We start from the raw sequence: 23,997 nt of genomic DNA, 5'->3' as shown, positions 1-23,997 counted from the left end.
GACCATCCGGGCCGGGCCTGCCGCAAATCACTCGGCGGCCGCCCGGCGCTGCGCGGCAAGGTCGCGGTCCAGCACGACGCGGCAGCCGCTGGTCAGCTGGGAACGATTCCTGACCATGCAGGCGGTGATTTTGGGGATGTTCGGGATCTCCGCGCTGCACAGGCGGAACGCGTCGCCCGTGCACATCTGCTGCGCCTCGGCGCTGAACGCAAAGCTCGCGGTCGACGTCAGCACGGACACCGTGGCCGCGACAGCCAGCGCGACGCTGACCCTGCGGACGTGATGCCGGTTTCCGGAGATGGTGGTCATGATCGGCTCCCATCGGCACCGCAAATGGCGGGGCCCGTTGTTTGATGGCTCCGATCCTGCACGGGCGCGAGCCAGCACACTGTGATGGTGATCACGCACGCGTAAGCCGCACTTTTTCTTGTCGTTCCGGCGCCCTGTTGGGACCGCGTTAAGACCTTGTTGGCATTAATCGCTCGTTACGGCTGTGGCGTATCCTTAAGTTCCGAGAGAGTGTGTAGCGATGCGTAGTGCGTTGGGCCTGATGCTGGCCAGTGTTGTAGCGGCGATCGTGATCGCCGGCGTGTGGTTCTGGACCTCCTCCCCGCGTGCCGACGCGGCACCTCCTCAGACAACTGCCGCAGCGAAGGCCGATCCTCTTCCAGCGGCCGCGGCAAAGCAGGCCGCCAAGGATGATGTCGAGACGACCGCCGCGCTGTCGAAGCGCGCCGACGCCACCCAGGCGGCAGCCCCGGCCGCCGCCCCCGCACCGGCGCCGATGCCGGCACCTGTCGCGGCAGCGCCCAAATGCAACAATCCCGATGCGCTCGGCATCAGCCGCACCGTCGTGGTCGACACCACGGGCGGCCCGGGCTTCGGCTTCCTGCAGTACAAGCAATATGACTTCCTGACCGACCATGAGGTCGTGCTGACCTTCGACGACGGTCCGTGGCCGACCACGCCCGCGGTGCTCAAGGCGCTGGCGGACGAGTGCACCAAGGCGGTGTTCTTCCCGATCGGCCTGCACACCACCTATCACCCGGACATCCTGCGTCAGGTCGCCGCCGCCGGCCATACCATCGGCGCACATACCTGGTCGCATGCGCATCTGGCGAGCAAGAAGATCACCGAGCAGCAGGCCAAGGACGAGATCGAGAAGGGCTTTAGCGCGGTGAAGATGGCGCTGGGCACTAACCCCGCCCCGTTCTTCCGCTTCCCAGCGCTGGCGCATACGCCGGCGACCACGGCCTATCTCGGCACCCGCAACATCGCGATGTTCTCGGTCGACGTCGATTCCAACGACTTCAAATCGAAGAGCTCCGACGAGGTGATCAACAACGTGATGACCAAGCTCGACAAGGAGCACAAGGGCATCATCCTGATGCACGATCTGCAGAAGCACACCGCGCAGGCGCTGCCGACGCTGCTGCGCAAGCTGAAGGCGGGCGGCTACAAGGTGGTCTGGATGAAGGCCAAGACCCAGATCGAGACGCTGCCGGAATACGACGCGATGATGGCGAAGACCGAGAAACCGATCGCAACGGGCCGGCCGATCGGCAACGTCGTGCAGACCATCGCGGATTAGCGCAGCCAACGCATCGAACACATCAAACGCAAAGCGCCCCTGGATCCGGTCCAGGGGCGCTTTCGTTTGTGGCGCAACCCATGCGTCTTCAAGGGCGCCATCGCGCCCGGCGGGGCGCGGGCTCTCACCAAAATATCGAAAACAACCCCATGCACAGTAGCCGGTGATGGCTACCAATAGATCCCGTAGCTATGCAGCTCGCCGATGATGCGGCCCTCGGTCCAGCGTCCTGCGTGGCGGCGATGGCTTGACCGGTGTGCGGTCGTGGGCTGGTCCGACGTCGGTCTTGCGTCTGGCGTCGCTGACGGCTGGACATTGGCCTGCTGCACTGGCGCCTGCTGCACGGCAGGCGGGACTTGCGGCTGTGGCGCGGCGACCGGCGCTGTGCGCTCGACATATTTCGGCGCCTCCGGTGGCTTCGGCGGCACTTCGACGGCCGGCGCCACCGGCGCATCAGCAGACTTCCCCGCCGTCGTGACCGAATTCGATGCGGCTGCCGGTAGCGACGCGGCCCCGCCCAACGACAGGCTTCGTTCGCCGGCCTGCGCGGACGCGGAGGCCAAAACCATGGCCGCGATCAGGGTGAGTTTGCGCATTGTTGTTCTCCCGTGGGTGGCCCGGAGACTAGCGACGCCGCAGGATCGGCTATGTGAGCTGCTTCACGCAGCCATCGTGACTGTCTTCAGCTCCCCGTGATCGCCCGACACAGTCTTGATCTGGATCAATGGCGGCCTCCCGATGGGCCTTTCAATCGGATCGCAGGTCCCTGTTTGCTGTCCTAGTGGCATTTGCTTGCCCGAACGGTCCCAGCATAGCGCGGCCACCATGAAGACCTTCGATATCACGTATCGCTACCGCAACGACGATGTCGCGATCCGGCCGACCCCGCCGGACAGTCAATCGGCTTTGCTCCGTCTGGAGCAGGGCAACAAAAGCTTCGCCACACTCCTTGACCACGATGAGGAAGCGAGCGGAGTCCAGCAGATCATCCCGGTCGATCTGCGCGACCTGGGCCTGCCGGCCGGCAGCGCCGTGCCGAAGCAAAAACCGTTCGCAGCCGTGCTCGGCTGCTCCGACGCCCGCGTGCCCGTCGAACTCATTTTCAATGAAGGGCCCAATGACCTGTTCGTGGTCCGCGTCGCGGGCAACGGGCTCGGAATTGAGGTGCTTGGAAGCCTCAAATACGCCGTCGAGAATCTTGGCGGCAGCCTCAAGCTCATCGTCGTGCTCGGCCACAGCGGATGCGGCGCGCTCACGACAGCCGTCAACGTCTTCCTCAATCCGCGTGAATATTTGCCGCTCGCGACCAAGCCTTCGCTCCGCAGCATCCTTGACGGGGCGCTGGTCGTGGTCCAGACGTCCGAGAGGAAGCTGGTCGCCACGTTCGGGCCAAGTGTGGTGCACCGCCCCGGGTATCGAAAAGCCCTGATCGAGACATCGATTGCCACCAACGCCGCGCTGGCGGCTTACTCGATCCAGGAAGAACTGAGGACCAACGCCTACATCGGGATCGAAGCGGCTTACGGCGTCTATCTTTTGGAGAGCCGCGCGATATGGGCTCCCCGTTCCGGTGATGCCGACGGACTTGGCCTGGCGGCGGCACCTCGGGATCTGGCGGCGTTCGTCGATCTCGGCGATGCCATCGTGCAATCACGGCGCATTGAATCGCTTGTGAACGCGAAGCAATGACTGGAGCCATCTTCCGCTCCCGGTGAGGAAGCCGACGGTTGGTCCAGTCGGATTGTTGAAACTTGGTCCTATGGATCACCTCACATTGCTGTACGGTCATGCGCCTTGAGACAAGGTCTCGGCGCAACGCCGCTTGCCCGCACCAGCGTTGGCCGCACAGGCTTGTGTGCAGGGCCTCCGAGCAGGCTCGGGAATAGATTCGGCGGTTTGGCCTTCTCCTTTGCGCGCGATGCCCGAACACCGGAGAAACTCCGTGAGTGCATTGGAACAAGGTCGCATTCGGACCAGCGACAACGGCCTGGCGAATACGACCGCCGAAAAACTCCGCTGGCTGGCCCCGGCGGCCGCCGCGATGGCCTATCCGTTCCTGCTGGATGCATTTCACCTCGCCGTTTCTCCGGCGAGCGGCCAGATCTCGGCTGCGCGGCTGGTCCTCGCGGCGCTCTGCCTGTTCGCCGCGACGGCCACACCGTTGCTGGGACTCGTCTGCGCCTGGCGGCTCACCAAGGCCGCACCGTCGTCGTTCGAGCTGCGCGCGCGGCGCCTCGCCTATGTCAGCATCGCTGCGCCGCCACTGTTCGTGCTGACCGGCGTCGGTCTCGGACTGCTGCACATCTCTTTCAGCGACGAGCTGTTTTGGATCGCGAGTTGGCTCGCCGCTTGTCTCTACCTGCTGCTCGGCAGCGAGCAGGAACCGGCGGCGACATCGACCGCGATTGCGCCCTCCATCGCCAGATGGCGCGTCGTGCATGGCGTGGCCGCGGCCGTGATTCTCCTGTACGTCGCGTTTCACCTCACCAATCACCTGCTGGGCCTGCTCGGACCCGAAGTGCATGCCGGCGTGATGAAGCTGGGGCGCACGGTCTATCGATCGCCCGTGATCGAGCCCATCTTCATCAGCCTGATGCTGTTGCAGGTCGCCATCGGCGTGCGGCTCGCCTGGCGCGGGAGCGCGCTTCCTGCCGATGCGTACCGTGTGTTTCAGATCGGCTCCGGCGTCTACCTCGCCGCATTCATCGTCACCCATCTGAATTCGGCATTGGTCTCGGCGCGGGCCGTGCACCACATCGACACCAACTGGGCCTGGGCATCGGGTGCACCGACCGGCCTGATCCACGACGCCTGGAGCATTCGCCTGGTGCCGCACTACGTGCTCGGCGTGTTCTTCGTCCTCGCGCATCTCGCATCAGGATTGCGCGGCGTCCTGCTCGCGCATGGTGTGACCATCACGCTCGCCAACCGGATCTGGGCGGCCGGGCTCGTGGCAGGCGGAATGATCGCGATTGCGATCATGAGCGGACTGTGCGGGGTGCGGATTTAGGCGGAGATGTTCTGAAAACTGGTGCCGCAAGAGGGACTCGAACCCCCGACCCCGTCATTACGAATGACGTGCTCTACCAACTGAGCTATTGCGGCGAACCGTTCGGCAACTGCCTGACAACGCGTGCCACCTGATATCGGGCATGACCCCGATTGGCAAGATGACGCGGGTATTTAACCGCCCAGCGGTTATCTAACCGCGAATTAGCTTCCCAAACGTGACAGAAATCCGCGCCAACCGCCCGCCTGGGCCTTGGGCGGGCCGATTTGTTCCGCAAATTCATCGACCGGGCCATCCTCGTCGACCCCGGGGTCGTCGGGGGCCCGGACGATCGGGATCACGGCCGGAATCGGCGCCGGCGCCGCCTTGGGCAGGTCGGTCCGGGGGCGGAACAAGGGCGCCGGGGCCGGCGGCGCCGGTTCGGCGGCTGCTGGCGGCAGAGCAGGCTCGGCAGATTCGGGCGGGGCCGGCTCGGGCTCAACGGCCACCGGCAGCGGAGCGTTATCCTGTGCGGCCGGGGCGGCCGGCTCCGCGGGCTTGATCTCGGCCGGCTTCACCTCGACCGGCTCAAACGGCCTGACGGCCTCCGGCGGCTTGGCTGCCTCCGGCACGCCGGCCAGCTCCTTGGGCGGCTCTACCCGGCGCGGCGCCAGCATCGCCTCCTCAAACGGCGAGGGCTCGATCGCATGGCCCTTGTCGGACGGCAGCGCCGCGACCGGGGTCTGCCACTGGAAGGCATCGAGACGGCCGGTGACCGGCGACACTGGACGCCAGCGGTCGGAGACATAGCCGTCCGCGGTCCACACCGGATCGTGCAGCGCGCGCACCGCGCGCACGGTCCAGGCCCGTGCCCGGCCGCTGTCGCCATGCTCGGTGCGCTCGATCTCGGCCATCAACAGCGCGACGCGCTGCGTCGGCGCCGCAATGAACGGCTCCAGCGCCGCACGCGCTTTGGCGAACTCGGCGGCATCGATCGCGGCGCGCGCGATCGCCAGTGCGCCCTCGATATGGCCCGGCGTCTTCGCCGCCAGCGTCTCGACCCGCACCAGCCGCTGCCGCGCGGCATCGCCGAGCCGGACATGCGAATAGGCATCGGCAAGATCGGGATGCGGCTGCACGAGCCAAGCGGTCTCGACGATACGCATCGCGCGGCGCACCTGATGCGCCTCGCTCTCGAACTTCGCGGCGAGCACCGCGGCCGGAATCAAGGTCGGAGCCAGCTTCAGCGCTTCCATCGCGCTCGACCGCGACAGGTCGCGGTCGATGGTCTCGAACTCCAGCGCGCGCGCCGTCAGCAGCACGCCGCGCTGTCGCCGATAGGTCGCCTTGTCGATCAGCCCGGCCGACTGATTGTTGTCGATGATCGTCAGCGCGCCGGCCCAATCGCCCTTGGCGCAGCAGAAGCCGAGCACCGCATGCGACGCCCATGACGACGACGGCGACATTTTCAGCGCCTCTTCGGCGATCATCACGGCCGCCACCGGATCGTCGGCGCGCTGCGCCTCGATGAACAGGCCGCGCAGGCCGAGCAGCCGCGTGTCGGCGCGCTCGGCCATGGCGCGGAAGGCGCGCTGCGCGCCGTCGCGGTCGCCGTCGAGCTGCGCCGATTGCGCATGCAGCAGCAGCGCCAGCGGATCGCCGCCGGCGTGGCGCCGCGCCGTCTCGGCATGGGCGCGCGCCGCCGATGAATCGCCATGCCCGATCGCGAGCAGGCCTTGCGTGATGGCGTGACGCCCGCGCGCCTGGCGCCGCTCGCGCCGGCCGCGGCGGATGTGGCCCGGGATCTTCCATAGCCCGCGCAGGATGACACCCGCGACCATCGCAACGATGATGAGGAGGCCGAGCAGATACATCGGCTGCTTCGACGTCAGCCGCAGGCCGCCCCAATTCAACACGAGATCGCCGGGCTGATCGGCCAACCAGGCCGCACCCGCTGCAGCGAGCGCGATCAGCAGCAGGAACAGAATGATCCGGATCATCAAGAACCTATTGCAAGAAGCTATTGATTGACCGTGGCGAGCGCCGCCATGGCGTTGTCGGCAAATTTCCGCGACGCGTCGAGCGCGGCGCGGCGCGCGTCCACCTTGGTGAGCCAGGCCTGCGCCGCAGTGCGATCAGCCGGCGGCAGCGACTTCAATTCACGCTCGGTCAATGCGAGATCATTATGCACGGCGGCCGATGTCAGGCGCGCGACGATGCTGCTGCGATCGGTCCCGGTGCCATCGGCGCGCTCGATGCGGATCAGCTTGGAGGCACCGGCCTGCAAACGATCGACCAGCCCCGCATTCGCCGCCGCAGCTTCCGGCGCCGGCGGCGCGAGCTGCGGCACGATCTCGATCAGCTCACGGCACAGCGCGGCCGGGTTCGGCACACCCGACGTCGCAAACGTCTCGAGCGGCTTCAACACCGCGGCATCATCCGAGAGCGACTTCGCGGCCTCGAGTGCGCTGGCATAGGGATCGCCATGACGAACCGCGCCATCGAGCAGCGATGCCGCGACCACGCGGCGCAGCGGCACATCGTCCGCCTTCGCCTCGGCCTTGGTGTCGGCGATCTTGTTGTCCTGCTTGGCGATCGCAGCGCCCTGCGCCTTCAATGCGCCCTCGACCTTGTCGATGCGCGCGGTGATGCCGGAGATGTCGGGCGCAGCGCCGTCGCGCGGCGCGGCCTTGGCGTCATTGACGGCAGCGGCAAGCTTGTCGGATTGCGCGCGCGCTGCGGCGAGTTCGGAGCGCAGCGCGGCGATCGATTTGTCGAGCGCCTCGAGCCGCGCGGTTGCCGCGGGATCGGCGGCCGCGGCGAGCGGCCGGCTGGCCTTCGATTCCAGCGCGCTGACGCGGGTGCCAAGTTCGTCGACCGCAGCAGCACCGGGCTGCGCCGCGGAGGGCTGCTGCACCGCGGGCCAACCGAGTAGCCAGCCGACCCCAATCACAAGGGCTGCTGCGACGGCGCCCGACAGCGGCGCCACCACCCAGGGCGACACCGGCCGAGCAGGCTCGGCGTCCGGCGCCACGGCAGCGGTCTCGCCCTGCGACTCCGCTTGAGGCGCGGCATCGGCCTGGGGCTCCACCCCAAGGGCTGCCGCGTCCACAGACGGCTTGCCGGTATCCTTCGCGTCCTTGGCGGTTTCTTTGGCCGCTTCCTCGGCCCCCTCGGTCTTTGCCGGCTCGCTGCTCGAGATCTCGGTCGCCTGAAGATCGATGGTCGGCGGCGCGCGCTTGGGCCGGGAATCCGGCGAAGGTCCTGTGTCGTCGGGCCTTTCTTCAGCCATCGCAGAGGGTCCTCAAAACTATTGGCCGCACATTGTAGCAGAATCGGCGCCAGTTCTTAGAGCACGATCCGAAAAACGGAGCATTGCCTAACATCATGGTCAGACGAAAGAATTAATCCAGTCACGGCCGCATCGCGCGGCCGAGCGCCTCCAGCAGGGCGGCCTCATCCGGCCGCGCCGCCACCACCACCTTGGTCGCGCCGGCGTCATGGAGCACGGAGGCGACCGCCGCCGAGATGCAGCATTGCGGCAAAGCCAGCGCCGAGATCTCGATGCCGTCGGCCCGGATAGCGTCGAGGAACGCCTGCGCGCTGCGGCGGGAATAATGCAGCACCGCCGTGATCCGGTTCGCCATGAAGGCGTCGCTGACCTCCCTCGGGAAGGCGGCCACCGGCGCCATCCGGTAGGTGGTTTGGGTGACCACGCTCAATCCCCTTTCACTGAGTTCGCCGGCGAGATCGCGCGAGAGGTCGGCGCCGGCGAGATAGAGCAACGTGGCCGACGCCTCGAGTTCGCCGGCCTTGACCCGCGCCAACACGAGATCGCGCAGGCTCACCGCATCCCCCTTGGCCACGATCACCTTGTCAAAGCCCGCGGCGCGCGCGGCATCGGCGGTGTGCGCCCCGACCGCGAACAGCGGCAGCCGCAACAGCCGGCTGGCCGCGAGATCGAGCGCGCGCAGCGCATTGGCGCTGGTCAGGACCACGGCGTCGTAGTCCGCATCGTCGTCATGGAACGGCAGCGGCTCGAAGCGCAGCACCGGTGCCGCGAGGGCCTCAAAGCCGCGCTGGCGCAGCGCCGCAAGCGTCGCGTCACTGTCCGGATGCGGTCGTGTGACAAGGATGGTCACGAGGTCAGGCCTCCAGCCTTGCGAAATTGGACCTTGCAAATTGGACCTGGCCGACCGATTGCACTTTCAGACCTCGCAATGCTACCCCGGAGGGGACATTTTGATGAACATGATCCCGCCGGAAACGGTTCCGGCCCGTCCGGATCATGCTGGTAGCACAAGGGCCGAAATTGGGACACGAACCACCGATGCTGGTGCTGGGGATCGAGACCACCTGCGATGAAACCGCAGCCGCCGTGGTGGAGCGCCAGGCTGACGGACAGGCGAGAATCCTCTCCAACGTGGTGCGCTCGCAGACCGACGAGCACGCCCGCTTCGGCGGCGTGGTGCCGGAGATCGCGGCGCGCGCCCATGTCGACCTGCTCGACGGGATCGTCGACAGCGCGATGAAGGAGGCCGGCGTCGGCTACGGACAATTGTCGGCGGTCGCGGCAGCCGCCGGCCCCGGCCTGATCGGCGGCGTGATCGTCGGCCTCACCACCGCGAAGGCGATCGCGATGGTGCATGACACGCCACTGATCGCGGTGAACCATCTCGAGGCGCACGCGCTGACGCCGCGGCTGACCTGCGCGCTGGCGTTTCCCTATTGCCTGTTCTTGGCCTCGGGCGGCCACACCCAGATCGTCGCCGTGGTCGGCGTCGGTGAATATGTGCGGCTCGGCACCACGGTCGACGACGCGATGGGCGAGGCGTTCGACAAGGTGGCGAAGATGCTGTCGCTGCCCTATCCCGGCGGACCGGAGGTCGAGCGCGCGGCAGCCGGCGGCGACCCGACGCGGTTTGCCTTTCCCCGCCCGATGCTCGGCCGTCCGGACGCGAACTTCTCGCTGTCGGGATTGAAGACCGCGGTGCGCAATGAAGCGAGCCGGCTGGAGCCCCTGGAACCGCAGGACATCAGCGATCTCTGCGCGAGCTTCCAGGCCGCGGTGCTCGAAGCGACCGCGGACCGGCTGACCGTCGGACTGAGGTTGTTCGAGGAGCGGTTCGGCACACCGCGCGCGCTGGTCGCGGCCGGCGGCGTTGCCGCCAACCATGCGATCCGCAGCGCGCTGCAGGATGTCGCGGCGAAAGCGCAGACCACGCTGATCATCCCGCCGCCGGCGCTCTGCACCGACAACGGCGCCATGATCGCCTGGGCCGGCGCCGAGCGGATGGCGCTCGGCCTCACCGACACGATGGAAGCACCGCCGCGCGCGCGCTGGCTGCTCGATGCCAACGCCAAGGCGCCGGCCGGCCACGCCAACAGCCGCGCCGGATATTGAACTGAGGGTTTTTGATGCCCGCGCATAGCTCAGTCAGCGTGATCGGTGCCGGCGCCTGGGGCACGGCATTGGCCGAGGTCGCGGCACGCGCCGGGCGCAAGGTGACGCTGTATGCGCGCAATGCCGAACACGCTGCGCAGATCGAGGCGACGCGAGTCAATCCGAAGCTGGCCGGTGTGCAGCTCTATTCAGGTATCGCGGTGACATCGGATATCGCCGCTGCAGCGCGCGCGGACATCATCCTGGCCGTCACCCCTGCGCAGCATTTGCGCGCGGCGGTCAGCCATCTTGCACCACATCTCAAGTCCGACACGCCTGTCATCGCCTGCGCCAAGGGCATCGAGCACGGCACGCACAAATTCATGACCGAGGTGATCGCTGAGGCCGCGCCGCGCGCCACACCTGCGATCCTGTCGGGACCGAGCTTTGCCGACGACGTCGCGCGCGGACTGCCGACGGCAGTGACGCTGGCCACGAAGGATGAGGCATTGGCGAGGGCGCTGGTGCAGGCACTCGGCTCGGCGACCTTCCGGCCCTATCACTCCACCGATGTGCGCGGCGTCGAGATCGGCGGCGCGGCCAAGAATGTGCTGGCGATCGCCGCCGGCATTGTCGTCGGCCGGAATCTCGGCGCCTCGGCGCTTGCCGCACTGACCACGCGCGGCTTCAGCGAGCTCGCGCGATTGGGCCGCGCCTGCGGCGCCCGCACCGAGACCCTCGCCGGCCTGTCGGGATTGGGCGATCTGCTGCTCAGCTGTTCGACCGCGCAGTCGCGCAATTTTTCGCTCGGCCTTGCGCTCGGACGCGGTGAAGCAGCGCCGGTCGGCAAGCTCGCCGAAGGCGCGTTCACCGCACCGGTGCTGTGCGAGCTCGCCGCGGCGCAGAAGGTCGACATGCCGGTGTCGAACGCGGTAGCCGCGATCCTGAGCGACCGGCTGACGATCGACGCGGCGATCGAGGGCCTGCTGACGCGGCCATTCAAGGCCGAGTAACGCGCGTCACAGGTGCGCGAGGTGGAGCTTCACGATCCGCGCGCGCCGTACTAGCGTGGCGGCGAACCGTCGGATCCCGGTCTGAGCAGTCGAGCAATGGATCCCAAGGGAAAACACATGCGTCAACCGCAACGCGCCATCGTTCCGATCTGCATCGCATTCGCCCTCGCCGTCTCATCCGCCGCCGCTCAAGCCCAAACCGCCGCCTCCTATGACGAGCTCGCCAAAAGCGAAGCCGCCGCCAATGCCGACAACGGCAAGCGGGTCGCGCCGCTCAAGTCGATCGGCAATCCCTCCGCCGATGTTTCTCCCGAAATGCAGGCGATGATCGGCACGCCCTATCCGCCGCACTTCAACGCCGATCCGAAGACGCCTGCGGAATGGAAGGAGCTGATCGATCGCCGCGCCAAGCTCGCCATCGCGGGTATTCCGGCGATGAAGGCGAAGCTCGGCGTCAAGGTCGAGGAAACAAGGATCGCCGGCGTGCACTGCTACGTCGTGACGCCGAACAAGATCGCGCTCGAGAACCGGCGGCGTCTGCTGATCCACGTGCACGGCGGCGGCTATGTATTCGGCCCCGGCGAAGCGGCGCTGCCGGAAGCGATCATGATGGCCGGTTTCGGCGGCTACAAGGTGATCTCGGTGGACTACCGGATGCCGCCGGACTTCCCCTATCCGGCCGCGATGGACGACGCGATGGCGGTGTGGAAGGAAGTCCTGAAGTCGCACGAGCACCGCCGGCTGGCGATCTTCGGCACCTCGACGGGCGGCGCGATGACGCTGGCAATGGTGTTGCGGGCGAAGGACGAGAAGCTGCCGCTGCCGGCCGCGATCGCGCCGGGCACGCCATGGTCCGATATCGACAAGATCGGCGACAGCTACGCCAGCAATGAATGGGTCGACAATGTGCTGGTGACCTGGGACGGCTGGCTCGGCCGCGCGGCCAGGCTTTACGCCAACGGGACCAGCCTGAAGAATCCCTACATTTCGCCGATCTATGGCGACTTCAAAGGCTTTCCGCCGACCATCCTGACCTCGGGCACACGCGACCTGTTCCTCAGCAACACGGTTCGCACCCATCGCAAACTGCGCCGCGCCGGCGTGATTGCCGATCTCAATGTCTATGAGGGGCAGTCGCACGCGCAGTACCAGATGAACATCGATGCGCCCGAGACGAAGGAGGCGTTCACCGACATCGCCAAATTCTTCGATCGGTATCTGAAGCAGTGAGCGCGCTTGTCGCTGGCATCCGCCTGCCTGTAGATTGCCGCGCAATCGGCGTTCAGGAACGGGGTGAGTCGCGATGAATTACTGGCTGGTGAAATCCGAACCGTCGGTCTGGTCGTGGGACCAGCAGGTCGCCAAGGGCGCGAAGGGTGAAGCCTGGACCGGCGTGCGCAACTTCACGGCGCGGCAGAACCTGGTCAACATGAAGAAGGGCGACAAGGCGTTCTTCTATCATTCCAATGAAGGCAAGGAGATCGTCGGCATCGCCGAGATCATCAAGGAAGCCTATCCGGATCCGACCGACAAGACCGTCAAGTTCGTCTGCGTCGACATCAAGGCCGACAAGCCGCTGAAGACGCCGGTGACGATGGCCGCGATCAAGGCCGACAAGAAACTCGCCGACATGGCGCTGGTGAAATATTCGCGGCTCTCGGTGCAGCCGGTGACCCCTGAGGAATGGAAGTACGTCTGCAAGATGGGCGGGCTGTAGCGTTCTCTGTCGTCGTCCCTGCGAAGGCCGGGACGACGGAGAATTACGCCCCCGCCGCCATCACCACCTGCGCCAGCAGCTGCTCGCGCTTGCTTTGGGTGCGGTAGCCACCCATCGTCGCGGCGAAGCGTTCGAGGATGCCGTCCTCGAAGGCGGTGACGATGGTGTCGTGGACATAGCTCTTGCGGCAGATCGCCGGGGTGTTGGAGAGCTGGTCGGCGGCGGCGCGGATCGCGTCCAGCACCTGGCGCTTGCGGCCGCGCTGGCTGGCGGCCGGCGTGATCCGCGAGAGCGATTCCACCACGACGGCCGACGCCATCAGGGTACGGAAATCCTTCAGCGAGATCTTGATGCCGGCGAGCTCGCGCAGGAACGCGTTCACCGCGGTGGTCGAGGCGGCGCGGACGACGCCGGAGCGGTCGTAATACTGAAACATGCGCTTGCCCGGGACGTCGCGCAGAATGCCGATCGCGCGCACCAGCTTGGCCGCGTCGCATTCCTTGCGCACTGCCTTGCCGCCCTTGGCCTTGAAGGTCAGCACCAGACTGTCGTCTTCCAGCGTGACGTTGGACTTCAAAAGCGTGGTGGCACCGCGGGTGCCGTTGAGACGGGCATAGGATTCGTTGCCGGGCCGGATCGCGGTGCGCGCGATCAGCTCGATCACCGCCGACAGCGCGAACTCGCGCGTCGGCTCGTCGCCGGACAGGAACGCCGAGACCTTGCGCCGGATCTTCGGCAGCGCGGCCACCAGCTTGCCCAGACGATGCGCCTTGCGCTGCTCGCGGACCTTCTCCCAATCGGCGTGATAGCGATATTGCAGCCGCCCGGCCGCATCGAGGCCGACCGCTTGCAGATGCGTGTTCGGATCGGTGGAGTAGCGCACCCGGCGATAGGCCGGCGGCATCGCCATCGCGTGCAGCCGGCGGATGGTGCGGGCGTCGCGGACGCGCGAGCCATTGGCGCGAACGAACGAATAGGTCTTGCCGCGCTTGACCCGGCGGATGGTCAGCTCGTTCTGGTCGCCGAGCCGCAGGCCGAGATCGCGCGCCAGGTCTTCGACCGAGGTCTTGATGGCGGCGGGAGCGTCGAGCTTGATCCTGGACGGCTTTGGGTTGGGCCATTGGCCCAGCGCCTTCGCCAGGGCGACAGCGGGATCGGCGGACATGGGCCGCACAGCCGCGATGTTCTGCTGATCCATCATATTGACTAGACGCCTTGTTCCGCTGTTCTCCCGGTAATGCCGTTGCTTCGGGCTTCGTTCCGGTGGGCCGTCGGGCCTCGGTTTGGCGATTTAGGGCGTCAGGACTGACATTGCGAGTCGCGAATCGGTTATTGACGGTCTCTAATTACCTTTCATGGGTGCCATTCGCCCGCTAACCTTGATTTTAGCCCCTCCGAGATCGGTCAAAATGACGAGAGCACGGTCCTGGAACCGCTTCCCGACAGGCGGGCCCGGACGATCTGCCGCGCCGGACAGGTCAGAGATCGTGCCCTTCTCGCGGCGCCGCCGGATGTCGCGGTCATCGACTGGCCGAACAGCTTGCCCGGCAGCAGGGATGACCGCCTCACGACAGGCGTCGCCTCGACACATTTCGACCGGCGGGCCTCGGGTCACGCAAATCGCCGAACGGCGAATTGTTGACGCGGATCATTGCGGCGGCGCCCGATCGTTCGCTCAATCGCGCGGCACGATCGATCAAGATCGGCACCGGAATATCGTCGTCGAGCCCGGCATTGTTGTAATGGCTGACCCGCGGCGCACAGCACAACATCACTACGACCAAGAGACCAGTGACCCCAGGTGAACGATGGAGCATAGGTTTCCATCGTCGATGAGGCACGGTAAATCGTCCCGTCACAAACGGAAGCCGGCCGGACGTCCGCTGGCTTCGACGCGACAAAAGTGACAGTCCTTTTTCCTTGCCGGGCCGGAATGCGCCAACGCATAATCGCGGCAATGATCAAGACGGCTTGAATTATAAAGGCTTGTCGTCGCGTCGTATGCGATCGGCAATGAGTGGAGGAAAGCGATGTCCGAGAAGATCTATGACGTGTCGGCCGACTGGGCCAAGCGCGCTTATGTCAACGACGCCAAATATCGCGAGATGTACGCGCAGTCGGTCAAGGACCCCAACGGCTTCTGGGGCGAGCACGGCAAGCGGATCGACTGGATCAAGCCTTTCACCAAGGTCGAGAACGTCTCCTACGCGCCAGGCAACATCTCGATCAAATGGTTCGAGGACGGCGAGCTGAACGTCGCCTGGAATTGCATCGACCGCCATCTGGAGAAGCGCGGTGACCAGACCGCGATCATCTGGGAGGGCGACGATCCCTCCGAATCCAAGCACATCACCTACCGCCAGCTGCACGACGAAGTCTGCAAGATGGCCAACATCCTGCGCACAAGGAACGTCAAGAAGGGCGACCGCGTCACGATCTATCTGCCGATGATCCCGGAAGCGGCCTACGCCATGCTGGCCTGCGCGCGGATCGGCGCCATCCACTCGGTGGTGTTCGGCGGCTTCTCGCCGGACAGCCTCGCCCAGCGCATCAAGGACTGCGACTCGAAGGTGGTCATCACCGCCGATGAAGGCCTGCGCGGCGGCAAGAAGGTGCCGCTGAAGGCCAATGTCGATGCCGCGATCGAAAAAGTCGGCGGCGTCGATTGGGTCGTGGTGGTGAAGCGCACCGGCGGCAAGATCGAGATGAACCCGACGCGCGACCTCTGGTATCACGAGGCCGCCGAGATGGTGACGACGGAATGCCCGGCCGAGCACATGAACGCGGAGGATCCGCTGTTCATCCTCTACACCTCGGGCTCGACCGGCACCCCGAAGGGCGTGTTGCACACCTCGGGCGGCTATCTCGTATTCGCGTCGATGACGCATCAATACGTGTTCGACTATCACGACGGCGACATCTACTGGTGCACCGCCGACGTCGGCTGGGTCACCGGCCACAGCTACATCCTCTACGGGCCGCTCGCCAACGGCGCGACCACGCTGATGTTCGAGGGCGTGCCGAACTATCCGGACAACTCCCGTTTCTGGAACGTGGTCGACAAGCACAAGGTCAACATCTTCTACACCGCACCGACCGCGATCCGCGCGCTGATGCAGGGCGGCGACGAGCCGGTGAAGAAGACCTCGCGCAAGTCGCTGCGGCTGCTCGGCTCGGTCGGCGAGCCGATCAATCCGGAAGCCTGGGAGTGGTACTATCGCGTGGTCGGCGACGATCGCTGCCCGATCGTCGACACCTGGTGGCAGACCGAGACCGGCGGCATCCTGATCACGCCGCTGCCGGGCGCGACCAAGCTGAAGCCGGGTTCGGCGACGCGACCGTTCTTCGGCGTGGTGCCCGAAATCGTCGACGCCGATGGCAAGACGCTTGACGGCGAGACCTCGGGCAATCTCTGCCTGACCAAATCCTGGCCGGGCCAGATGCGCACCGTCTACGGTGACCATGCGCGGTTCGAACAGACCTATTTCTCGACCTACAAGAACAAGTATTTCACCGGCGACGGCTGCCGGCGCGACGCCGACGGCTATTACTGGATCACCGGCCGCGTCGACGACGTCATCAACGTCTCCGGCCATCGCATGGGTACCGCCGAGGTCGAGAGCTCGCTGGTCGCGCATGAGGCGGTCTCGGAAGCCGCCGTGGTCGGCTACCCGCACGACATCAAGGGCCAGGGCATCTACGCTTACGTGACCCTGATGAAGGGCACCGAGCCGACCGAGGCGCTGCGCAAGGAGCTGGTCGCCTGGGTCCGCAAGGACATCGGCCCGATCGCCTCGCCGGACCTCATTCAATTCGCGCCCGGCCTGCCGAAGACCCGCTCCGGCAAGATCATGCGCCGCATCCTGCGCAAGATTGCCGAGGACGAGCCGTCGAGCCTCGGCGACACCTCGACCCTGGCCGATCCGGCCGTGGTCGACGACCTCGTGCAGAACCGGCAGAATAAAAAGTAGGCTGGCGACAGCAATATCAAGACATGCAGGGCCGCGCGCGATCACCGCCGCGGCCCTTCGCTTTTCTTCATGCGATCCGGCGTCGGCTGGCTTGAAACGCTATCGGATTGGGCATTTCACGGGATTGTCAGAGGCGAGGCGCCATTGCGGCGTGTTTGTGGCCAAGTGTTGTTTTCAAGTCATTTACTTTGATCCGAAGTTTTCCTTTTCTCCCGCCATCTGGACGTGTCTCGCGGCCGGCGTGAAACCACTCGGTTAAGACACGCGGTTAATATTGCGTGCGTGAGACCGGCGGGCCCGGTTTTTTTTCAGGGCTCTGCACCTTCGTTTTTGGCTTCCTCGCGGGAGCTGTTGGGAAGTGGAGAGGTTGATGTCGATGAAGTTTGCGGTGGCGCTGGCTGCCACCCTTGGTGCTGTTGTTGTTATGTCGCAGACGGCCGAAGCGCGGCCGGAAATGGTCGGGATCCACGCCGACAATTATGAGCCGGGCACCATCGTGGTGAAGACCAACGAACGACGGCTCTATCTCATTCTCGATTCCGGCCACGCGATGCGTTACCCGGTCGGCGTCGGCAAGTCCGGCAAGCAGTGGGCCGGCACCACCCGCATCGACGGCAAGTATCGCAACCCGGCCTGGTCGCCGCCCGCCGAGGTGAAGCGCGACAAGCCGAGCATCCCGGACGTGATCGCCGGCGGTTCGCCGCGTAACCCGATGGGCGTCGCGGCGATGACGCTGGCCGGCGGCGAATACGCGATCCACGGCACCAACGTGCCGGGCTCGGTCGGCGGCTTCGTGTCCTACGGCTGCATCCGCATGCTGAACACCGACATCACCGATCTCTATTCGCGCGTCTCGGTCGGCACCACGGTTGTCGTCACCCGCTGATCGCGAACAACGCTTCCAGAGAAAGCCGCGCAGACGCGCGGCTTTTTTGTTTGGCCGCCTGTGCCGTCGTCGCGACGCCGTTTGAAGATGATCTTTTCGGAAAGCCGTTTCGCGCTTTTCCGGATCATACCTTAGCGCGCAGAATAGCCGCACCAGCCGAAGCGATGGCCGCCATTGTAGGCCCGCGCCTGACCGGCCGCGAGCATCGCTGCCGAGACGTTGTCGGTCTTCTTCGTTGCAACGTCGGCGACGACGCGTCCCTGATATTTGTCGGGACCGACATTGTAGATCGCGACATCGCCCTGACCGAGCAGATCGCGCAGCGCCACCGTCGCGGCCTGCGCCATTTGCAATTCACGCTGACAAGACGCCTTCAGCTCCGGCGCATCGATGCCGCGCAGCCGCACCCGCGTAGTGAGATCGGGGCCTGGCGAAAGATGCACCCGCGCCTCGAACGTGTCGCCATCGATCGTCCGGATCACATCGACGGCGTGCCGCGCGTCAGGCGCGCCGCCCCGCTGCCAGATCGCGTCGCTGTCGCGCGCGCGGTTCAGCGACCAGTGCGACGGCAGCGGCATCCAGTGAGGCACATATTGGCGGATCGGCAATGTGCTGCCGACGGCGATGCCGAGAACGAACACCCATGGCAGCGCCGCCGAGACGCGGCGGCCCCATGGTGAGCGGCGGAAGGGCGGGCGTCCCGTCCCACGATAAGGATTTATTCTCTCGTATGGGGACATATTCCCAGACTGGCCCGAGTCGAACCGTCAGGCAAGACCGCTCAAGAGACCCTCAAAAATCCGAGGCAATTCCCTTGGTCTCCCAATCACCGTAACGCGTCGGTTCCGGCCCCTTCGGGCCCTGGAATTCCTTCGGCCGCGCGGCTGCATTCTGCGCCGCCAATTCCTCGGCAGCCTTGCGCCGCGCCGCGGCTTCGGCGAGCGCGCGCTGCGCGGCCGGCGTCAGCGGCTTGCGCGGCGCGGGTTCCGGCGGCGTCGGCAATGGCGATTTCTCAGACATGACAGGCCTTCTTGGCTAAACTTTCCGCCTGCGAGTTTCGTATCTCTGTGCTGGCTCAGTGACGACATCACGATCAAGAAATCCGCAAGGCGATTCTTACATTTGGCATATTCGCATGCCAGAGGTGTTTTCGAGTTGATGGCATGAGCCGAATGTAAACTCAGCACCTTCGAGATATCTCCGCTCCATGCCTCCTTCAAGATTTGCAGTTCCTGCCGAAGTCCCCGGTCTCACGGCACGCCGTATCGCAGCCGACATCCTCGACGGCGTGCTGCACAAGCATCGCACGCTCGACGATCAGCTCGACGGTGCCGGCGCGCATCCCGGCCTGAAATCGCTTGCCGATCGCGACCGCGCGCTGATGCGCCGGCTGGTCTCGACCATCCTGCGCAAGCTCGGCACGCTCGGCCACCTGCTGTCGCGCCTGCTCGATCGCGGCATCCCGACCGATGCGCCGCGCGCGCAGAGCGCGCTCTTGATCGGCGCCGCACAGATTCTCTGGATGGACGTGCCCGATCACGCCGCGGTCGACCTATCGGTGCGGCTGGTGCAGTCGGACCGGCGCGCCGCGAAATATGCCGGGCTGGTCAACGCCGTGCTGCGCCGTTGCGCGCGCGAGGGCCAGGGGCTGATCGACGAGATCAGCATGCAGACACTGGACCTGCCGCCATGGATGCTGGCGCGCTGGAACGCGCATTACGGCGAAGCCACCGCGCGCGACATGGCGCTGGCGCTCGGCCACGAACCGTCGCTCGATCTCACCGTGAAGTCGGACGCGCCGCAATGGGCGAGCCGGCTGCACGGCGAGACGCTGCCGACGGGAACCGTGCGCACGCTGTTGCAGGGTTCCGTCACCATGCTGCCCGGCTTTGCCGAAGGCCAATGGTGGGTGCAGGACGCCGCCGCCGCACTTCCGGTGCGGCTGTTCGGCGACATCAAGGACAAGACGATCGCGGATCTCTGCGCGGCGCCAGGCGGCAAGACCGCCCAGCTCGCGCTGGCCGGCGCGCACGTGACTGCGATCGACCGCTCGCCGGCGCGCGTCGCGCGGTTGCGCGATAATCTCACCCGGCTGGCCTTGCAGGCCGAGACCGTGGTCGCCGACGCCGCGGAATGGCCGGCCGAAGCTGCGAGCTTTGACGGTATCCTGGTCGATGCGCCCTGCACCTCGACGGGAACCATTCGCCGCCATCCCGACGTCGCGTGGCTGCGGCAGGAAGCCGACATCGCTGCGCTGACTGCGCTGCAGAAGCGGCTGCTGCAAAAGGCCATCCATCTGCTGAAGCCCGGCGGTACGCTGGTCTACTGCACCTGTTCGCTGGAGCCGGAGGAAGGCGAGCAGGCGATTGCCGCGCTGCTGGCCGGCGAATCAGGCCTGCGCCGTGCGCCGATCGAGAAGGACGAGGTCGCCGGCCTCGAGGACATCATTACCGCCGACGGCGATTTGCGCACCCTGCCCAGCCATCTGCCCAACGCCGACCCGCGGCTGGGCGGCCTGGACGGCTTTTACGCGGCCCGGCTGGTTAAGGCCTGATTTTAAACTCCAGTCTTCTAAGCTCCAGATGCTTCGTGAAGTGATTCGTGCGGTATCAAGAGGGTGTCTTGGATATCAAGAAGGTGTCTTGGCCGCGTTTCCGGATTAAATAGGGATTCGTTGAAAATTCCCTCCCCGCAAGGTTAGGCGTGTCGGTCGCTCAAAGCAGACGCATCTCGACGCTGATTGCTGGCCGCTTCGCCCGCAGCATGCTCGCGCGCGCCAGCGGCAGCACGGTTGCGCTGTCGCGGCTGTGGCCCGGCCGCACCGACCGGCTGATCATCGCCCCGCATGATCTGCGAACCGCCGATGCCACCCGCGCTGCCGAGATCTATGCCGGGCGATTCGTGTTCGCCGGCAAGATCGTCACCTGCCACGGCCGCTCGATCTTCGATCTCGAGCCGCCGTCGGAGGATTGGGAAGCCGCCCTGCTCGGCTTCGGCTGGCTGCGCCATCTGCGCGCCGCCGACACCGCGCTGACCCGCGCCAACGCCCGCTCGCTGGTCGACGACTGGATCTCCAACCAGGCCCGTAGGCGGCCGCTGGAGCGCCGCGCCGATGTGCGCGCGCGGCGGGTGATCTCGCTGCTGTCGCAGGCGCCACTGGTGCTCGGCGACACCGACGGAAAATTCTACCGCAAATATCTGCGCGGACTGGCGCGCGAGATCCGCTATCTGCGCCACGCCACGCTCGACAATGACGGCGTGCCGCGGCTGCAGGTGCTGATCGCGCTGTGCTACGCCTCACTCTGCCTGGCCAACCAGGCGCGCAACATCAAATCCGCGACGCGCAAGCTGTCCGACGAATTGCAGCGCCAGATCCTGCCCGATGGCGGCCACATCTCGCGCAATCCCGGCGCGCTGGTCGAACTGCTCAGCGATCTGCTGCCGCTGCGGCAGACCTTTGCTGCACGGAATATCGCGCCGCCGCCGGCGCTGCTCAACGCGATCGACCGCATGATGCCGATGCTGCGCTTCTTCCGGCACGGCGACGGCAGCTTCGCGCTGTTCAACGGCATGTCGACCGCACCGTCCGATCTGGTCGCGACGCTGCTCGCCTATGACGATACCCGCGGCGTGCCGATGGCCAGCATGCCGCACACCGGCTTCCAGCGGCTCGACGCCGGCAACACAGCTTTGATCATCGACACTGGTGCGCCGCCGCCGGCGAGCGTCAGCCAGGATGCGCATGCCGGCTGCCTGTCGTTCGAGCTGTCCTCCGGGGTGAGCCGTATCGTCGTCAATTGCGGCATGCCCAACACCGGCCGCGACAATTGGCGGCCGTTCGCGCGCTCCACCGCGGCGCATTCGACACTGACCTATCGCGAGACCTCGTCGTGCCAGTTCGTCGAGCTGTCGGCGATGAAGCGGCTGCTGCGCGGCGCGCCGATCACCAGCGGCCCGAGCAACGTCGAGAGCTACCGCGAAGCCATTCCCGACGGCGACGTGCTGACCGCCTCGCATGACGGCTATCTCTCGCGCTTCGGCGTGATCCACCGCCGCGTGCTGATGATCTCGCAAGACGGCACACGGCTCGAAGGCGAGGACCAGCTGACGCCGGCACCGGGCGGCCGCATCAAGGGCAGCGAGGCCGATTTCGCGCTACGCTTCCATTTGCACCCCTCGGTGAAGGCAAGCCGGCTGTCGGATGCCCGCGGCGTCATGCTGGTGCTGCCCAACCGCGACGTCTGGACCTTCGAGGCGATGGACGACAAGGTCGATCTCGAGGACAGCGTGTTCCTGGCCGGCAATGACGGCCCGCGCCGCACCTCCCAGATCGTGATCCGACAGGACGCCCGCCAGGCCGGCACCATCCGCTGGAGCTTCATGCGCTCCTCGACCTCGGCCACCGCCACCAACGCCCGCCGCAACGCCCGCCGCGAGCCGGAACTGCCGCTGTAGGGCACTGTCACGCTATCTGAACCGTCATCCCCGCGCAAAGGCTTCGCCTTTGTCGCTGGAGGTGCGGGCCCTTGCGAGCACTCGAAGGATGAATCGGCCCGGCCGATGGCCGTCGATCCTTCGAGGCTCGCCGAAGAGGCTCGCACCTCAGGATGACGGGGATAGATATGCTGCCCGGACGATAACGACGGGCAGGGAGCCGGGCATTCAACCCAGATCATCGCCATTTTCAGGGGAATCGGTCCTGAGCACCGGTTTCATAGCGCCCAAAACCATGCTACCCGGCTGCCTTAACAGCCAGGGATTTTCCGATATGACCGAGCAGCTTCGCCGCGTGACCCGCGCTCTGTTGTCCGTTTCCGACAAGACCGGACTGATCGATTTTGCCAGGGCGCTGGCCGACCAGGGTGTCGAGCTGGTCTCGACCGGCGGCACCGCCAAGGCGATCGCGGCGGCCGGGCTGAAGGTCAAGGACGTCTCCGAGCTGACCGGTTTTCCGGAGATGATGGACGGCCGGGTCAAGACACTGCATCCGAAGGTGCATGGCGGCCTGCTCGCGATCCGCGACAACAAGGAACATGCCTCCGCGATGGCCGCGCACGGCATCGCCCCGATCGACCTCCTGGTCGTCAATCTCTATCCGTTCGAGGCCACCGTCGACAAAGGTGCCGGCTTCGAGGAGTGCATCGAGAACATCGACATCGGCGGCCCCGCGATGATCCGCGCCGCGGCCAAGAACCATGACGACGTCGCCGTGGTGGTCGAGGCGAACGACTATCAGGCCGTGCTCGACGAGCTCGCCGCACACAAGGGCGCAACCTCGCTTGGCCTGCGCCGCCGGCTCGCCGCCAAGGCCTATGCCCGCACCGCGGCCTATGACGCCGCGATCTCGAACTGGTTCGCGGTGCAGCTCGACACCAAGGCGCCGGACTTCCGCGCCTTCGGCGGCAAGCTGATCCAGTCGCTGCGCTATGGCGAGAACCCGCACCAGACCGCGGCCTTCTACGCCACGCCGGAGAAGCGGCCGGGTGTTGCGACCGCGCGCCAGCTGCAGGGCAAGGAACTGTCCTACAACAACATCAACGACACCGACGCGGCCTATGAATGCGTCGGCGAGTTCGATCCGCAGCGCACCGCGGCCTGCGTCATCGTCAAGCACGCCAATCCCTGCGGCGTCGCCGAAGGCCCGGATCTCGCGACGGCCTATGCCCGCGCGCTGGCCTGCGATTCGACCTCGGCCTATGGCGGCATCATCGCGGTCAACCGCACGCTCGATGCGGATGCTGCGCGCGCCATCATCGGCATCTTCACCGAAGTGATCATCGCGCCCGACGCGACCGAGGAGGCGATTGCGATCATCGCCGGCCGGCGCAATTTGCGCCTCCTGCTCGCCGGCGGCCTGCCGAACGCGCGCGCAGTCGGGCTCACGGCCAAGACCGTCGCCGGTGGCCTGCTGGTGCAGAGCCGCGACAATGCCGTGATCGAGGACATGAACCTGAAGGTCGCGACCAAGCGTGCGCCGACCGACGCCGAGCTGCGCGATCTCAAATTCGCCTTCCGGGTTGCCAAGCACGTCAAGTCGAACACCATCATCTATGCCAAGGATCTCGCGACCGTCGGCATCGGCGCCGGCCAGATGAGCCGGGTCGATTCCGCGCGCATCGCCGCCCGCAAGGCGCTGGATGCGGCGGCCGAGCTGAAGCTCGCCGAGCCGCTGACCAAGGGCTCGGTGGTCGCATCGGATGCGTTCTTCCCGTTCGCCGACGGCATGCTAGCCTGCATCGAGGCCGGCGCCACCGCCGTGATCCAGCCCGGCGGCTCGATGCGCGACGATGAGGTGATCAAGGCCGCCGACGAGCACGGCATCGCCATGGTGTTCACCGGCGTGCGGCATTTCCGGCACTGATCCATCTGGATGTCGTCCCTGCGAAAGCAGGGACCCATAACCACCGGGCTTGCTTGGTGAGGGGCGACTAACCCCAGCGCGCCTTC

At 66.1% G+C, this 23,997-nt stretch carries 20 protein-coding genes and 1 tRNA gene; 12 read left to right on the top strand and 9 right to left on the bottom strand.

Going from position 1 to position 23,997, the window contains the following annotated elements; translation table 11 throughout:
* Positions 1-27: 27 nt before the first annotated feature.
* Positions 28-309 (bottom strand): hypothetical protein, encoded by a 282-nt coding sequence (locus JQ616_RS27095; protein ID WP_212019846.1) that lies wholly within the window; start codon positions 307-309, stop codon positions 28-30.
* Positions 310-529: 220 nt separating this feature from the next.
* Here JQ616_RS27095 and JQ616_RS27090 point away from each other — a divergent pair, with 220 nt between their 5' ends.
* Complete coding sequence (locus tag JQ616_RS27090; protein ID WP_212019844.1) at positions 530-1,591, top strand: polysaccharide deacetylase family protein; 1,062 nt, start codon at positions 530-532, stop codon at positions 1,589-1,591.
* A 170-nt stretch (positions 1,592-1,761) separates the two neighbouring features.
* On the opposite strand, the gene JQ616_RS27085 is transcribed toward JQ616_RS27090, so the two are convergent.
* Positions 1,762-2,187, bottom strand: a complete 426-nt coding sequence (locus JQ616_RS27085; protein ID WP_212019842.1) for a hypothetical protein — start codon at positions 2,185-2,187, stop codon at positions 1,762-1,764.
* Between the two features lie 229 nt (positions 2,188-2,416).
* Here JQ616_RS27085 and JQ616_RS27080 point away from each other — a divergent pair, with 229 nt between their 5' ends.
* Together JQ616_RS27080 and JQ616_RS27075 are read left to right on the top strand one after the other, a co-directional pair.
* Complete coding sequence (locus tag JQ616_RS27080; RefSeq protein ID WP_212019840.1) at positions 2,417-3,280, top strand: carbonic anhydrase; 864 nt, start codon at positions 2,417-2,419, stop codon at positions 3,278-3,280.
* A 253-nt stretch (positions 3,281-3,533) separates the two neighbouring features.
* Positions 3,534-4,601, top strand: coding sequence for a hypothetical protein (locus JQ616_RS27075; RefSeq protein WP_212019838.1), 1,068 nt, complete (start codon positions 3,534-3,536; stop codon positions 4,599-4,601).
* A 19-nt stretch (positions 4,602-4,620) separates the two neighbouring features.
* On the opposite strand, the gene JQ616_RS27070 is transcribed toward JQ616_RS27075, so the two are convergent.
* The 4 genes from JQ616_RS27070 to JQ616_RS27055 form a co-directional block, all read right to left on the bottom strand.
* A tRNA-Thr gene (locus JQ616_RS27070) sits at positions 4,621-4,696 on the bottom strand.
* A 108-nt stretch (positions 4,697-4,804) separates the two neighbouring features.
* Entirely contained in the window at positions 4,805-6,580 is a 1,776-nt protein-coding gene (locus tag JQ616_RS27065; RefSeq protein WP_212019836.1) for a heme biosynthesis HemY N-terminal domain-containing protein, read from the bottom strand.
* A 20-nt stretch (positions 6,581-6,600) separates the two neighbouring features.
* Positions 6,601-7,872, bottom strand: a complete 1,272-nt coding sequence (locus tag JQ616_RS27060) for a COG4223 family protein (protein ID WP_212019834.1) — start codon at positions 7,870-7,872, stop codon at positions 6,601-6,603.
* A 121-nt stretch (positions 7,873-7,993) separates the two neighbouring features.
* Positions 7,994-8,722: a uroporphyrinogen-III synthase gene (locus tag JQ616_RS27055; RefSeq protein ID WP_212019832.1), complete on the bottom strand. Its 729-nt coding sequence runs from the start codon at positions 8,720-8,722 to the stop codon at positions 7,994-7,996.
* Between the two features lie 188 nt (positions 8,723-8,910).
* Here JQ616_RS27055 and tsaD point away from each other — a divergent pair, with 188 nt between their 5' ends.
* The 4 genes from tsaD to JQ616_RS27035 all read left to right on the top strand — a co-directional run bounded on the left by tsaD (position 8,911) and on the right by JQ616_RS27035 (position 12,693).
* The gene (gene tsaD / locus JQ616_RS27050; RefSeq protein ID WP_212019830.1) at positions 8,911-9,984 is read left to right on the top strand and encodes a tRNA (adenosine(37)-N6)-threonylcarbamoyltransferase complex transferase subunit TsaD; all 1,074 of its coding nucleotides are present in this window, start codon (positions 8,911-8,913) and stop codon (positions 9,982-9,984) included.
* A gap of 14 nt (positions 9,985-9,998) precedes the next feature.
* On the top strand, positions 9,999-10,976 hold the full coding sequence (locus tag JQ616_RS27045) for an NAD(P)H-dependent glycerol-3-phosphate dehydrogenase (protein WP_212019828.1): 978 nt from the start codon (positions 9,999-10,001) through the stop codon (positions 10,974-10,976).
* 117 nt (positions 10,977-11,093) lie between these two features.
* Positions 11,094-12,206 (top strand): alpha/beta hydrolase, encoded by a 1,113-nt coding sequence (locus JQ616_RS27040; protein WP_212019826.1) that lies wholly within the window; start codon positions 11,094-11,096, stop codon positions 12,204-12,206.
* 73 nt (positions 12,207-12,279) lie between these two features.
* Positions 12,280-12,693: an EVE domain-containing protein gene (locus JQ616_RS27035; RefSeq protein WP_212019824.1), complete on the top strand. Its 414-nt coding sequence runs from the start codon at positions 12,280-12,282 to the stop codon at positions 12,691-12,693.
* Positions 12,694-12,736: 43 nt separating this feature from the next.
* Here the strand turns inward: JQ616_RS27035 and JQ616_RS27030 are convergent, their stop codons facing one another.
* Positions 12,737-13,894: a DNA topoisomerase IB gene (locus JQ616_RS27030; protein ID WP_212019822.1), complete on the bottom strand. Its 1,158-nt coding sequence runs from the start codon at positions 13,892-13,894 to the stop codon at positions 12,737-12,739.
* An 829-nt stretch (positions 13,895-14,723) separates the two neighbouring features.
* On the opposite strand from JQ616_RS27030, the gene acs reads away from it, so the two are divergent.
* Together acs and JQ616_RS27020 are read left to right on the top strand one after the other, a co-directional pair.
* Positions 14,724-16,664: an acetate--CoA ligase gene (gene acs / locus JQ616_RS27025; protein WP_212019820.1), complete on the top strand. Its 1,941-nt coding sequence runs from the start codon at positions 14,724-14,726 to the stop codon at positions 16,662-16,664.
* Positions 16,665-17,034: 370 nt separating this feature from the next.
* Complete coding sequence (locus JQ616_RS27020; protein ID WP_212019818.1) at positions 17,035-17,550, top strand: L,D-transpeptidase; 516 nt, start codon at positions 17,035-17,037, stop codon at positions 17,548-17,550.
* A gap of 131 nt (positions 17,551-17,681) precedes the next feature.
* Here the strand turns inward: JQ616_RS27020 and JQ616_RS27015 are convergent, their stop codons facing one another.
* Both JQ616_RS27015 and JQ616_RS27010 read right to left on the bottom strand, forming a co-directional pair.
* Positions 17,682-18,290: a thermonuclease family protein gene (locus JQ616_RS27015; RefSeq protein ID WP_212019816.1), complete on the bottom strand. Its 609-nt coding sequence runs from the start codon at positions 18,288-18,290 to the stop codon at positions 17,682-17,684.
* A 52-nt stretch (positions 18,291-18,342) separates the two neighbouring features.
* Positions 18,343-18,570: a DUF1674 domain-containing protein gene (locus JQ616_RS27010; RefSeq protein ID WP_212019814.1), complete on the bottom strand. Its 228-nt coding sequence runs from the start codon at positions 18,568-18,570 to the stop codon at positions 18,343-18,345.
* Positions 18,571-18,757: 187 nt separating this feature from the next.
* Here JQ616_RS27010 and JQ616_RS27005 point away from each other — a divergent pair, with 187 nt between their 5' ends.
* The 3 genes from JQ616_RS27005 (at position 18,758) to purH (ending at position 23,911) form a co-directional block, all read left to right on the top strand.
* The gene (locus JQ616_RS27005) at positions 18,758-20,104 is read left to right on the top strand and encodes an RsmB/NOP family class I SAM-dependent RNA methyltransferase (protein ID WP_212019812.1); all 1,347 of its coding nucleotides are present in this window, start codon (positions 18,758-18,760) and stop codon (positions 20,102-20,104) included.
* Positions 20,105-20,253: 149 nt separating this feature from the next.
* Positions 20,254-22,005 (top strand): heparinase II/III family protein, encoded by a 1,752-nt coding sequence (locus tag JQ616_RS27000; protein ID WP_212019810.1) that lies wholly within the window; start codon positions 20,254-20,256, stop codon positions 22,003-22,005.
* Positions 22,006-22,318: 313 nt separating this feature from the next.
* Positions 22,319-23,911: a bifunctional phosphoribosylaminoimidazolecarboxamide formyltransferase/IMP cyclohydrolase gene (gene purH, locus JQ616_RS26995; RefSeq protein WP_212019808.1), complete on the top strand. Its 1,593-nt coding sequence runs from the start codon at positions 22,319-22,321 to the stop codon at positions 23,909-23,911.
* Positions 23,912-23,997: the final 86 nt, after the last annotated feature.

This window comes from Bradyrhizobium tropiciagri, from assembly GCF_018130545.1.
GTDB lineage: Bacteria > Pseudomonadota > Alphaproteobacteria > Rhizobiales > Xanthobacteraceae > Bradyrhizobium > Bradyrhizobium tropiciagri_A.
The sequence above is the reverse complement of the archived record's forward strand: the minus strand, read 5'-3'. Positions and strand labels throughout refer to the sequence as shown.